Below are 12,235 nucleotides of genomic sequence, written 5' to 3' on the forward strand. Positions count from 1 at the left end.
ACCAACAAGATCCGGTCTCAGGACCAGGTGGCGACCATGTATCCGACGCCGTACGGAGCGTCCTCGTAGAGCAGCCGCCCGCTCAGCCCGGCTCCTTCCGCCGCACCCGCCAGCACCTGCCACGGCGCCCGGCCCGCCACCTTCAGTTCATACGCCAGCGACTCGTCCAGCGCGCGCAGCACGGCGAGGTCCGCGGCGCCCAGGGCCCGTGACACCTCCGTGTCGAACGAGAGGGCGCGCTCGTCCAGATAGCCGGGGGCCTTGACTGTACGGCAGGCGCTGCCGTCGCCCATCACCAGCATGGCCACGCGGCGGGCCCTGGCCGCCAGCTCCCGTCCGGTGCTCGCGCAGAGCCCGGCTTCGAGCGTCTCCCCCACGCCGAGACCCTCGATCGGCGCGTCCGCCCACTTCGCACGGGCAAGGAGCCACGCGCCGACGGAGAGGGACGGCGGAAGCGGGCGCTCCGCCGTAGCCCCGGGGGCTCCCCCGAGCCCGAGCCGGACGTCGAGATCGACGCCGAAGCCTTTGAAGGAGCCCGGGGCCCCCTCGGGATGCGGCCCCCGGCCATCGGGATCCGCGGGCCCGATCACGATCAGCAGGTCGGGACGGGCCGCGGCGAGCACTCCAAGGGCGTCGATGCACGCGGTCCTCGCGGCTCGGAGCTCGGGCGCGGCTCCGGCGGCGACCTCGGGTACCAGCACGGGCGGACAGGGGCAGACAGCTGCGGCGACAAGCATGCTGGGCAGCGTACTGCGTCAGCCGATTCCGCCTGTTTCCCCGCCCCCTCCGGCCACGGGTCCACGACCCGGCCTACCGGCCGCGGGTCCGTGCCGCCTTCTCCTGCGAGGTCAGTCGCACCCGCAGCCGGGAGCCGCCGCGGGCGGCAGCGGCGCCGGGGCGCCGATGCCGGGCAGCCCCAGCATCACTCCGGCCGGCTTGGCGGCCTCGGCGACGGTGCGCCTCTCCCAGGCGTCCCCGGACCGGGTCCGCCTCACGCCGAGCGGCGCGCCCTCGGCGAGCAGGTGGTGCGGGGCGGCGTAGGTGATCTCGACCGTCACCACATCGCCGGGGCGCACGTCCTCCTCCGGCTTGGTGAAGTGGACCAGACGGTTGTCGGGAGCACGGCCGGAGAGACGGTGTGTGGCGCCGTCCTTACGGCCCTCGCCCTCAGCGACCATGATCTCCAGGGTGCGGCCGACCTGCTTCTTGTTCTCGTCCCAGGAGATCTCCTCCTGGAGGGCGGACAGGCGCATGTACCGCTCCTGGACGACCTCCTTCGGGATCTGCCCCTCCATGTCGGCAGCCGGAGTTCCGGGCCGCTTGGAGTACTGGAAGGTGAAGGCGTTGGCGAAGCGCGCCTGGCGGACCGCGTGCATGGTCTGCTCGAAGTCCTCCTCCGTCTCGCCGGGGAAGCCCACGATGATGTCGGTGGAGATGGCGGCGTCCGGCATCGCGGCGCGTACCTTCTCGATGATGCCGAGGAACCGCTCCTGCCGGTACGAGCGCCGCATCGCCTTCAGGATCGTGTCCGAACCCGACTGCATCGGCATGTGCAGCTGCGGCATGACGTTCGGTGTCTCGGCCATCGCCGCGATCACGTCGTCAGTGAAGTCGCGGGGGTGCGGCGAAGTGAAGCGCACCCGCTCCAGGCCCTCGATCTTCCCGCAGGCGCGCAGCAGCTTGGAGAAGGCCTCGCGGTCGCCGATGTCGGAGCCGTACGCGTTCACGTTCTGGCCGAGCAGGGTGATCTCGGAGACTCCCTCGGCGACCAGTGCCTCGATCTCGGCCAGGATGTCGCCGGTGCGACGGTCCTTCTCCTTGCCGCGCAGCGCCGGGACGATGCAGAAGGTGCAGGTGTTGTTGCAGCCGACGGAGATGGAGACCCACGCGGCGTAGGCGGACTCGCGGCGGGTCGGGAGGGTGGAGGGGAAGGCCTCCAGGGATTCGGCGATCTCGATCTGCGCCTCCTCCTGGATACGGGCGCGCTCCAGAAGCACCGGCAGCTTGCCGATGTTGTGCGTTCCGAAGACGACGTCGACCCATGGGGCCCGCTGGACAATCGTGTCGCGGTCCTTCTGCGCCAGACAGCCGCCGACCGCGATCTGCATCCCGGGCCGCTTCGTCTTCATCGGGGCAAGCCGGCCGAGATTGCCGTAGAGCTTGTTGTCCGCGTTCTCCCGCACCGCGCAGGTGTTGAAGACGACGACATCGGCGTCACCGTCGGCGCCCTCGGGCGCACGTACGTACCCCGCGCCCTCCAGCAGCCCCGACAGCCGCTCGGAGTCGTGGACGTTCATCTGGCACCCGTAGGTGCGCACCTCGTACGTTTTCAAACCCTCTACCTCGCTCATCTCGTCCACCAGGGTACGAGGTCGTACGGACACCCCGGGCCCCTCTTCCACAGGACCGGCCCTGGCCATCACGAGGAGTGAGCTGGCAGGATCGCGCCATGCTCCACGCACTGTCCCGTATCGGCCGCCGACGCACTCTTCAGGGGGGCGCCGCCGTTGCCGTCGTTCTCGGGCTGCTGCTGTGGTGGGTGCTGCCGCTCGGGGATCCGCCGCCGAGCGGATCGCTGACCTTCAGCACGGGGGTGCGCAGCGGGGTCTACCACCGCTACGGCGAGCGGCTCAGGGGAGCGCTCGCCAAAGACCTGCCCAGGGTCTCGATACGGCTGCAGACCAGCGAGGGCTCCCAGCAGAACATCGAGCGGGTGGCGACCGGGAAGGCCGACTTCACCATCGCCACGACCGATGCCCTCGCCACATATCTACGGGACGGCAAGGCAGGGGCCGACCGGCTGCGCGGCTGTGTCCGGCTGTACGACGACTACATCCAGCTGGTGGTGCCCCGGGACTCGGACGTGCAGACCGTCTCGGATCTCGCCGGCAAGCGGATCGGGGTGGGGCAGAAGGGTTCGGGCGTGCGGTTGGTCGCCGACCGGCTGATGACCGCCGCGGGTCTTGATCCGACGCACGGCATCACCCCGGTCCCGGCCGGGATCGACACGATGCCGACGCAGTTGCAGAACGGTCTTCTCGATGCCTTCTTCTGGTCCGGCGGGCTGCCGACCACCGCTGTGCAGGAGCTGTCGGACCGCTTCCCGATCAGGCTGGTGCCCCTGGAGGCATCGCTGATCAAGCGGCTGCGGGCCGGGGGCGACCCCACCCGCTACTACCGCTCGGCCGTGATGCCTGCCGACGCGTACCGCAGCGCCCAGCAGGGATCGGCCATCACGACGGTGGCCGTCGCCAACGTGCTGGTCACCACGGACCGCACGGATCCGGCGATGACCGAGGCGTTCACCCGGACGGTGATCGACAGCCGGGACCGCATCGGAAGCGAGGTACATGCGGCGCAGCTGGTGGATCTGCGGACGGCGATCTACACCGATCCGCTGGAGCTGCACGACGGGGCCAGACGCTACTACCGGTCGGTCAAGCCCTGACGCACTCCGTCGGGGTGCGCCGTCGCGGCACCCGGTACCGGAGTCAGTCGCTCGGACCGTTGCGCGGAACCGCCACCGTCACCCGCAGTCCGTGCGGCTCGTGCGGGGCGTAGGAGAGAGAGCCGCCGCCCGCGGCGAGCAGTGCGTGGGAGATGGAGAGCCCGAGACCGGACCCCTGCACGTTCTGGTGCTGGGCGCTGCGCCAGAAGCGGTCGCCGATCCGCTCCAGCTCCTCGTCGGTCAGCCCCGGGCCGCGGTCGGCGACGGCCACGGTGACGGTGTCGCGGCCGGCCGCGACGGTGACACGGACCTCTTCACCGGCGGGGGTGAACTTGCACGCGTTGTCGATGACGGCGTCGAGGGCGCTGGACAACGCGATGGGGTCCGCCCAGGCTGTCACGGCGGATGCCCCGTCGGCCGTCAGCCGTACACCGTTCTCCTCCGCGAACGGGCGCCAGGAAGCCACCCGTTCCGCGGTGAGCGCGCCGATGTCGGTGAGCTGGAGGTCGGCCGCGGCGTGCTCGGCCAGCGCAAGGTCCAGCAGGTCGTCCAGGACCTGCCCGAGGCGCTTTCCCTCCGTGCGGACGGAGGCGATCTCCTCGTTCCCCTCGGGAAGTTCGAGGGCGAGGAGCTCGATGCGCAGCAGCAGCGCGGCGAGGGGGTTGCGCAGTTGGTGCGAGGCGTCGGCGACGAAAGCGCGCTGCTGCTCCAGCACTTCCTCGACGTTGTCGGCCATCTCGTTGAACGAACGGGCCAGGCGTCTGAGTTCCGGTGGACCTCCCGATGCCACCACCCTGGACCGCATCCGACCACTGGCGATGTCGTGGGTCGCCGCGTCCAGGGTCTGGACGGGCAGGAGGACCCAGCCGGTGAGCCGGATCGCGGCGCCGACGGCCACCAGCATCGCGACCACCTCACCGGCCGCGATCAGCAGCCAGCCGCGCAGCGTGTGGGTGCGCATCTCACCGGTGGGCGAGTCGAGGACGACGACGGCGACCACATCGCCGTCCCGTACGACGGGCGAGGCGACGACGACCCGGCCGCGCTGCCAGGGCCAGACCTGCGGCGGATCATGACTGCGTCGCCCGAGGAGCGCCTCCCTGAACGCCTCGCGGCCCGCCCCCACGAAAGGGAGCCGCCAGTCGGCCGGTGCCTTCGCCATGGCGGTGTCGTCGCGGTAGAAGACGCCGGCCCGGATTCCGTACACCGAGTCGTACATCTCCAGCTCCGACTGGAGCACGCGGCGCCGTTCGTCGTTGCTGCCGATCGGTTCCGTGACGAACTGGGCCAGTGCGGCGAAGCGCGCCGTGTCGTCGATGCGATCGATCACCACGCTCTGCTGCTGGGCGGCGGCCACGCTCACGGCCAGCGGAAAGCCGAGCGCGAGCAGCACGGCCGCCATGAGGATGATGAGCAGGGGGAGGAGACGGGTACGCACCGGGGCCCTACGCCTTTACGCGGACGGGGCGACGAGCCGGTAGCCGACCCCGCGCACGGTCTCGATCAGTGCGGGCAGCCGCAGCTTGGAACGCAGGGACGCGACATGCACTTCGAGCGTGCGCCCCGTTCCCTCCCAACTCGTGCGCCACACCTCGCTGATGATCTGCTCCCGGCGGAACACCACACCGGGGCGCTGGGCGAGGAGCGCGAGCAGATCAAACTCCTTGCGGGTGAGCTGGACTTCGGCGCCGTCGACACTGACCCTGCGGGTCGGCAGCTCGATGTGGACATGACCGAGGCGCAGGGCGGCGACGGGCGTCTGCACCGTGTCCTCCCCGACCGACTTGCGCCTGCTGACGGCATGGATACGCGCGAGGAGTTCACCGGTGTCGTACGGCTTGACGACGTAGTCGTCCGCTCCGAGGTTGAGGCCGTGGATCCGCGACCGAACATCGGCCCGCGCGGTCACCATGATCACGGGGATGGAACAGCGCTTGCGGATCTTCCCGCAGACCTCGTAACCGTCCTGGTCGGGCAGTCCGAGGTCGAGGAGCACGACGCCGAAGGGCTCTGTGTCCGCCGGCAGCAGGGCCTTCAGGGCCTCCTCGCCGCTGCGTGCGTGCACAACCTGAATGCCGTGCCGGGCGAGCACCGCGGACAGGGCGGCCGCCACGTGGTTGTCGTCCTCGACGAGCAGCAGCCTCATGGCCCTCCTCTCTCTCCGCTTTCGCATCGTGGTGCAGGCTTCCCGCACTCCCCGGTGACTGTCCATCTTCCCGGTACTTCCCCGTACCGAGGTGTTTCACGTCATCACGTACCAGGGCATCCACTCCGATGACCGGTACGCCAGTCAAGAGCCCACCTATTACATCGGGGTTTCCGTTATGCACCCGGTACGCCCCCGGTACCTCTCCCGCCGTCCCGTTCACGCGGAGTGTCCGGTTGCCGCCGGATCGTTATGCTCAATTTCCGCTCAGATGTAATGACGGTGGTCGCACTGCGTCACTAAGGTCCTTCCCAACCGAGGAGGACGGAGCAAAAAGCCGATGAGCGGAGTTTCAGTGACCAAGGCCGCCGAGGATGCCGTACCCGCGGCGAACGACCTTGTCGTACTGAGCAACGTCAACAAGCACTTCGGCGCGCTGCATGTGCTCCAGGACATCGACCTGACCATCGCACGGGGCGAGGTCGTGGTTGTGATCGGACCTTCCGGGTCCGGAAAGTCCACGCTGTGCCGCACGATCAACCGCTTGGAGACGATCGACTCGGGCGCGATATCGATCGACGGCAAGCCGTTGCCCCAGGAGGGCAAGGAGCTGGCCAGGCTGCGTGCCGATGTCGGCATGGTCTTCCAGTCGTTCAATCTCTTCGCGCACAAGACGGTGCTCGAAAACGTGATGCTGGGGCAGCTCAAGGTCCGCAAAGCGGACAAGACGGCTGCCGAGGAGAAGGCGCGTTCGCTGCTCGACCGGGTGGGCGTGGCGACGCAGGCCGACAAGTACCCCTCGCAGCTCTCCGGAGGCCAGCAGCAACGTGTGGCCATCGCACGGGCGTTGGCGATGGACCCCAAGGTCATGCTCTTCGACGAGCCGACGTCCGCGCTCGACCCGGAGATGATCAATGAGGTGCTGGAAGTCATGCAGCAGCTCGCCCGGGACGGCATGACCATGGTCGTCGTCACCCACGAAATGGGCTTCGCGCGCTCGGCGGCGAACCGTGTCGTCTTCATGGCGGACGGGAAGATCGTCGAAGAGGCGGCGCCCGACCAGTTCTTCAGCAACCCGCGCAGTGACCGGGCCAAGGACTTCCTTTCGAAGATCCTGCACCACTGATTTCCGGATCAGCTGTTCACTCACATCACGTCAACTCTAGGGAAGTTCACCATGCAGCTTCGTAAGGTCACCGCCGCATCGGCCGCCGTGCTCGCGCTCGCCCTCACCGCCACCGCCTGTGGCTCCTCCGACGACAAGGGCGGCGACTCGGCCGGCGGCGGCAAGAAGATCAACATCGGCATCAAGATCGACCAGCCCGGTATCGGTCTGAAGACGCCCGACGGCAAGTACACCGGTTTCGACGTCGATGTCGCCACGTACATCGCCAAGGAACTCGGTTACGACGCCAAGGACATCACCTTCAAGGAGACGAAGAGCGCCGACCGCGAGACGGCGATCGAGCGCGGGGACGTCAAGTTCATCGCCGCCTCCTACTCGATCAACGACGAGCGTCTGCAGAAGGTCGACTTCGCCGGCCCGTACCTGCTGGCGCACCAGGACATCCTGGTCCGTGCCGACGACGACTCGTTCAAGTCCCCGGCCGACCTGAACAGCAAGAAGCTCTGCTCGGTCGCCGGCTCGACCTCGGCGCAGAACGTCCATGACAAGCTGGCTCCGAAGGCCCAGCTCCAGGAGTACGGTGGCTACTCGGAGTGCCTCACCGGTCTGGAGAGCAAGGCCGTCGACGCGCTGACCACGGACGACAGCATCCTGGCCGGCTTCGCCTCGCAGAAGGACTTCCAGGGGAAGTTCAAGCTGGCCGGCTTCCAGATGAGCAACGAGAACTACGGCATCGGCCTGAAGAAGGGCGACGCCGACCTCAAGAAGAAGATCAACGACGCGCTCACCCAGATGGTCTCGGACGGCTCCTGGGACAAGGCGGTGAAGGCCAACTTCGGTCCGGCGAACTACAAGAACGAGCCCGCCCCGAAGATCGGCAACATCGTCAAGTGAAGCAGGGCTGACGAGGCGCGCCGTCCGTGAACGGCGGCGCGCCATGCCCTCCTACACGCGGAAGCGCGGGAGATCGTGTTCGACTTTCTTGAAGGTTACGACCTGCTGGGGGCCTTCTGGGTGACGGTGCAACTCGCCGTCTACTCCGCCCTCGGCTCCCTCATATGGGGAACGCTGCTGGCCGGCATGAAGGTCAGCCCAGTCCCCCTGATGCGCGGTTTCGCCACCGCCTATGTGAACGTCATCCGGAACATCCCTCTGACCGTCATCATCGTCTTCTCGTCGCTGGGTCTCTTCCAGACGCTCAACATCCAGCTCGGGGCCAGCGACTTCACGGACATCAACTTCCGGCTCGCGGTGCTCGCGCTGGTCGTCTACACCTCCGCGTTCGTCTGTGAGGCGCTCCGGTCGGGCATCAACACCGTGCCCGTCGGCCAGGCGGAGGCGGCGCGCGCCCTCGGACTGAGCTTCACGCAGGTGCTGCGTCTGATCATCCTCCCGCAGGCCTTCCGCTCGGTCGTCAACCCGCTGGCCAATGTTCTGATCGCGCTCACGAAGAACACCACGGTCGCCGCCGCGATCGGCGTGGCCGAAGCCGCATACCTGATGAAGGGCATGATCGAGAAGGAGGCGCAGCTGATCCTGATCTCCGCCGTCTTCGCGTTCGGATTCATCTGTCTGACCCTCCCGACCGGCCTGATCCTCGGCTGGGTGAGCAAGAAGGTGGCGGTGAAGCGATGACTTCCGTCCTCTATGACGCCCAGGGGCCGCGCGCCAAGCAGCGCAACATCGTCTACACGGTCCTGTTCCTGCTCGTCGCCGCTGCCGTCGTGTGGTGGGTGTACGACGGCCTGGCTGCCAAGCACCAGCTCGACTGGATCAAGTGGAAGCCGTTCTTCACCAGCTCCCAGCCCTGGCAGACCTACATCTGGCCGGGTCTGCAGAACACCCTGAAGGCAGCGGCGTTCGCCCTGGTCATCGCGCTGCCGCTGGGTGCCCTGTTCGGTATCGGCCGGCTCTCGGACCACCGGTGGGTGCGGATGCCGGCCGGCGTGGTCGTGGAGTTCTTCCGCGCCATCCCGGTGCTGATCCTGATGATCACTGCGAACGCGGCGTACTCCGAGTACACGACCATCAGCAGCGACTCCCGCCCGATGTACGCCGTGGTCACGGGTCTGGTGCTGTACAACGCCTCGGTGCTCGCCGAGATCGTGCGGGCCGGGATCCAGTCCCTCCCCAACGGACAGACGGACGCGGCCAAGGCGATCGGTATGCGCAAGGGCCAGACCATGCTGTACGTGCTGCTGCCGCAGTCCGTGACGGCCATGCTGCCCGCGATCGTCAGCCAGATCGTCGTCATCGTGAAGGACACCGCCCTCGGCGGCGCGGTGCTGACCTTCCCCGAGCTTCTGGCATCGGTCCGTCCGATGAGCGCGAACTACGGTGCGAACACCATCGCGTGCTTCACGATCGTCGCTCTGATCTACATCGTGGTGAACTTCGCGCTCACCTCGTTCGCGGGCTGGCTGGAGGGTCGGCTGCGGCGCGGCAAGAAGAGCACGGGCGCCGCACCCGCCGGTGGTCTGGAGACCATCGGTGCGCCGGCGCTCATCATCGATGACGGACGCGCCGTCTGACGGTTCGTCGGCAATCTCTGCGCAGGGGCGCCGGTGCATGCACCGGCGCCCTTCGCCGTGCTCGGGTATCACTTGACGCAAGCACCGGCAGTGGGTTGCATACGTTCTGTGATCGCCGACCGAGCCCCCGCTTCCGCTTCCACTCCTCCGACCGCACGGGCCCAGGGAGTCGCGCCGTGGACCCGGTGATCGTCGTCGGCGCCGGGCCCGTCGGCCTGACGCTGTCGCTCGCCCTCGCCGCGCAGGGCGTTCCCTCCGTCGTCCTCGACGAGGATCCGGGGAGGGACGAGACCCGTCCCGCCCGGACGGTGGTGCTGCGCGAGGACACCGCGGCCCTGGTGGAGCGGCTCGGGTGCAAGACGCTCCGGCACGAGGGCGCCCATTGGACGGGCTGGCGCTCCATGCGCCGCAAGCAGCTGGTACGCGAACTGCGCCTCGGCGAGGACTCCCCGCACGGTGATCCGCTCCCGGCCCCGCTCCATCTGCCCCAGCACGCCCTGATGCGCGGACTGCGGGCCGCGGTCGCCGGGCAGGAGCTCGTACACATGGCGCCGCTCAGCCGGATCGACACCCTTGAGCAGGATCCGGCAGGGGTCACGGTGCACACCAGGGAACCCGATTCGACCTGGTGGCGCGGGAGTTACCTGGTCGGCTGCGACGGCGCCAGATCCACCGTCCGCAAGCTCCTGGACATCAGGTTCCCGGGGCGCACAGCGGTGGAGCGGCACGCCGTCGCCGCGCTGCGCACCGATCTGCCCTGGCCAGGCGAGGCCGTGCTGCACCGGCTGCCGCCGTGGCGCACCGGGGGCGCCGAGGTCACCGCGCGCCCGCTGCCGGACGGTGCGTGGCGGCTGGACTGGCTCCTCCCGCCACGCGGCGAGCTCGTCACCCCCGACGCCCTGATCACCCGGGTGCGGGACACTCTCGCGGGCTGGTGCGGCGGCGAGACCCCGCCGTACGAACTGCTGGACACGGGCGTGTACACGCTGCATCACCGGCTGGCCCGGCGCTGGCGGGTCCAGCGGGCGTTCCTTGCCGGGGACGCCGCCCATCTGCTCGGTGCACTCGGTACGCAGGGGCTCGACGAAGGGCTGCGGGACGCCGAGAACCTGGCCTGGAAGCTGGCGCAGGCCTGGCATCACGGAGCCTCCGACGTGCTGCTCGACAGCTACCAGGCGGAGCGCCGGGCCGCGGTCGCCTCCCGGCTGCGCGCGGCGGACCAGTCGCTGCCGATACTGCGCGGCGGCGGAGGACTGCGGACCATCGTCCCAGGGAGCGCACGGGGGCACGATTCACTGCTGGCCGACGGTCACCTGGGGTGCGGCCCACTGGGTGCGCCCCCCTCGTACTCGCACTCTCCCCTTGCGCCTGCGTACGTGGAGGCGCACACATCGGTGGCTACGCCCCCGGGCACGCCGGTCGACGATGTACGGGTGACGGCGCCCGACGGCACGACCGTACGGCTGCGCGAGCGGCTGGGGCGGGGCCGTCTGCTGGTCGTGCTGGTCGCTCCGGGGACCGGGGTGTGGGACCGGCGCCACTGGTTGACCGCGGGCGTGATGCCCCGGCTCGTCGAGACGGTCGACGCCCTGCCGATGAGGGGGGAGCTGCTGGTGACCGAGGCCTACCCGGGTGCCCCGGCCCATACCGTGCTGCTGATCAGGCCGGACGGGAATCTGGTGGCATCGTTCGGCGGGGTCCGGCCCGCGGAAATTTTCGAGGCGGCGGACGCGGTGCGCGGCGGTGCGCCACGTGCCTCCGTACGCTCCGACCGGACCGCGGACATCAATTGACCCCCACGGGCAGCACATGGTGTACTCCGAAATGTGACCGACACCGATGTGCACCTGTGGCGGAGGGTCCATATGGACCTCGTCCGCTATGCGGGCTGCGTGTGTCGCCCGTCCTGCTGAATCGCCTCTCCCTGCCGCGGCGCGCGCTCTGTCGCACGCCGGGCATCACTCGCGAACTCTCAGGACGGTCCCTGTGTCTGCCTCTCCCCCACCTTCTGTACGCACACCTTCTGCCGGCCCGGACTCCGCTGCCGGTCCCACGGCTGCGGAACTGCTCGACTTCGTCCGTCGTACGGCGGCGGACGCCGGTCTGATCGCCTCGCTCCCCCTCGATCCCGAGGGCCGTACCTGGATCCGGCTCGACGGACCCGGCGGCAGCGAGGCCTGGCTGATCGGCTGGCCGCCGCGCACCGGCACCGGCTGGCACGACCACGCCGACTCGATCGGCGCCTTCACCACCGCGGCCGGCACGCTCAGGGAGCATTCACTCGCGGCCAGGCTGCCCGCCACCGGCTGGAAAACCCTCGAACTGGCCGAGGGTGTCGACCGGCCCCGGCGGTTGACGGCCGGCCGGGGCAGGGCGTTCGGCCGGCACCATGTGCACGAGGTGCTGAACGAATCCGGCACCGAGCACGCGGTCTCGGTGCATGCGTACTATCCGCCGCTGCCGCAGATCAGGCGCTACAGCCGTACCGGTGCGCTACTCCGTCTCGAGCACATCGAACGCCCGGAGGACTGGCAGTGAGCGACGGGCGCAACAACGGTGCGGCGCGGGTGGGGATCGACGAAATGCTGGAGCGGGTCCGGGCCGGGTACGACCGCATCGGCCCGCACGAGGCGATCGCCGCCGCAGCGGACGGCGCCCTGCTGGTGGACATCCGCTACGCGGCGCTGCGCGAGCGGGACGGGCTGATTCCGGGGGCGCTGGTCGTCGAGCGCAATGAGCTGGAGTGGCGGCTCGACCCGCAGGGCAGCCATCGCGCGCCGGAGGCGGTCAGCCACGATCTGCAGGTGGTGGTGGTCTGCAACGAGGGGTACGCGTCGAGTCTCGCGGTCGCGTCCCTGAGGCAGCTGGGGCTGCACCGGGCGACGGATCTGATCGGCGGGTTCCAGGCCTGGCGGGCGGCGGGCCTACCGGTCGGCGCCTGACCGGTGGCGGGCCCGGCCGCGCTGCGCCCTGCGCTGTTCCGC

General features: G+C 69.2%; 13 protein-coding genes. 9 read left to right on the forward strand and 4 right to left on the reverse strand.

Going from position 1 to position 12,235, the window contains the following annotated elements; all coding sequences use genetic code 11:
* Nucleotides 1–17: 17 nt before the first annotated feature.
* Both OG972_RS11690 and miaB read right to left on the reverse strand, forming a co-directional pair.
* Nucleotides 18–737: a class III extradiol dioxygenase subunit B-like domain-containing protein gene (locus OG972_RS11690; RefSeq protein ID WP_266980794.1), complete on the reverse strand. Its 720-nt coding sequence runs from the start codon at nucleotides 735–737 to the stop codon at nucleotides 18–20.
* A 111-nt stretch (nucleotides 738–848) separates the two neighbouring features.
* The gene (gene miaB / locus OG972_RS11695) at nucleotides 849–2,351 is read right to left on the reverse strand and encodes a tRNA (N6-isopentenyl adenosine(37)-C2)-methylthiotransferase MiaB (protein ID WP_266990422.1); all 1,503 of its coding nucleotides are present in this window, start codon (nucleotides 2,349–2,351) and stop codon (nucleotides 849–851) included.
* A gap of 98 nt (nucleotides 2,352–2,449) precedes the next feature.
* Here miaB and OG972_RS11700 point away from each other — a divergent pair, with 98 nt between their 5' ends.
* Nucleotides 2,450–3,448: a TAXI family TRAP transporter solute-binding subunit gene (locus OG972_RS11700; RefSeq protein WP_266980796.1), complete on the forward strand. Its 999-nt coding sequence runs from the start codon at nucleotides 2,450–2,452 to the stop codon at nucleotides 3,446–3,448.
* Nucleotides 3,449–3,491: 43 nt separating this feature from the next.
* Here the strand turns inward: OG972_RS11700 and OG972_RS11705 are convergent, their stop codons facing one another.
* Both OG972_RS11705 and OG972_RS11710 read right to left on the reverse strand, forming a co-directional pair.
* Complete coding sequence (locus tag OG972_RS11705; protein ID WP_266980798.1) at nucleotides 3,492–4,886, reverse strand: HAMP domain-containing sensor histidine kinase; 1,395 nt, start codon at nucleotides 4,884–4,886, stop codon at nucleotides 3,492–3,494.
* A 15-nt stretch (nucleotides 4,887–4,901) separates the two neighbouring features.
* Nucleotides 4,902–5,594, reverse strand: coding sequence for a response regulator transcription factor (locus OG972_RS11710; RefSeq protein ID WP_266980800.1), 693 nt, complete (start codon nucleotides 5,592–5,594; stop codon nucleotides 4,902–4,904).
* A gap of 340 nt (nucleotides 5,595–5,934) precedes the next feature.
* On the opposite strand from OG972_RS11710, the gene OG972_RS11715 reads away from it, so the two are divergent.
* The 8 genes from OG972_RS11715 (at nucleotide 5,935) to OG972_RS11745 (ending at nucleotide 12,193) form a co-directional block, all read left to right on the forward strand.
* The gene (locus OG972_RS11715) at nucleotides 5,935–6,720 is read left to right on the forward strand and encodes an amino acid ABC transporter ATP-binding protein (RefSeq protein WP_266980802.1); all 786 of its coding nucleotides are present in this window, start codon (nucleotides 5,935–5,937) and stop codon (nucleotides 6,718–6,720) included.
* Between the two features lie 51 nt (nucleotides 6,721–6,771).
* Nucleotides 6,772–7,614 (forward strand): glutamate ABC transporter substrate-binding protein, encoded by an 843-nt coding sequence (locus tag OG972_RS11720; protein WP_266980804.1) that lies wholly within the window; start codon nucleotides 6,772–6,774, stop codon nucleotides 7,612–7,614.
* Between the two features lie 75 nt (nucleotides 7,615–7,689).
* Nucleotides 7,690–8,355, forward strand: coding sequence for an amino acid ABC transporter permease (locus OG972_RS11725; protein ID WP_266980806.1), 666 nt, complete (start codon nucleotides 7,690–7,692; stop codon nucleotides 8,353–8,355).
* A complete protein-coding gene (locus OG972_RS11730) occupies nucleotides 8,352–9,251 on the forward strand; it encodes an amino acid ABC transporter permease (protein ID WP_266980808.1) in 900 nt (299 codons plus the stop codon). The genes OG972_RS11725 and OG972_RS11730 overlap by 4 nt, the downstream gene beginning before the upstream one ends.
* Before the next feature lie 176 nt (nucleotides 9,252–9,427).
* The gene (locus tag OG972_RS11735) at nucleotides 9,428–11,044 is read left to right on the forward strand and encodes an FAD-dependent monooxygenase (protein WP_266980810.1); all 1,617 of its coding nucleotides are present in this window, start codon (nucleotides 9,428–9,430) and stop codon (nucleotides 11,042–11,044) included.
* A gap of 72 nt (nucleotides 11,045–11,116) precedes the next feature.
* Nucleotides 11,117–11,164 carry a hypothetical protein gene (locus OG972_RS49235; protein ID WP_309506048.1) on the forward strand — a complete coding sequence of 16 codons (48 nt, stop codon included), beginning with the start codon at nucleotides 11,117–11,119 and terminating at the stop codon, nucleotides 11,162–11,164.
* A gap of 73 nt (nucleotides 11,165–11,237) precedes the next feature.
* Complete coding sequence (locus OG972_RS11740; protein ID WP_266980812.1) at nucleotides 11,238–11,789, forward strand: cysteine dioxygenase; 552 nt, start codon at nucleotides 11,238–11,240, stop codon at nucleotides 11,787–11,789.
* Nucleotides 11,790–11,833: 44 nt separating this feature from the next.
* Complete coding sequence (locus tag OG972_RS11745) at nucleotides 11,834–12,193, forward strand: rhodanese-like domain-containing protein (protein ID WP_266990424.1); 360 nt, start codon at nucleotides 11,834–11,836, stop codon at nucleotides 12,191–12,193.
* The last annotated feature ends 42 nt before the right edge of the window (nucleotides 12,194–12,235 follow it).

The organism is Streptomyces sp. NBC_01669, assembly GCF_026339735.1.
Classification (GTDB): Bacteria; Actinomycetota; Actinomycetes; order Streptomycetales; family Streptomycetaceae; genus Streptomyces; species Streptomyces yanii.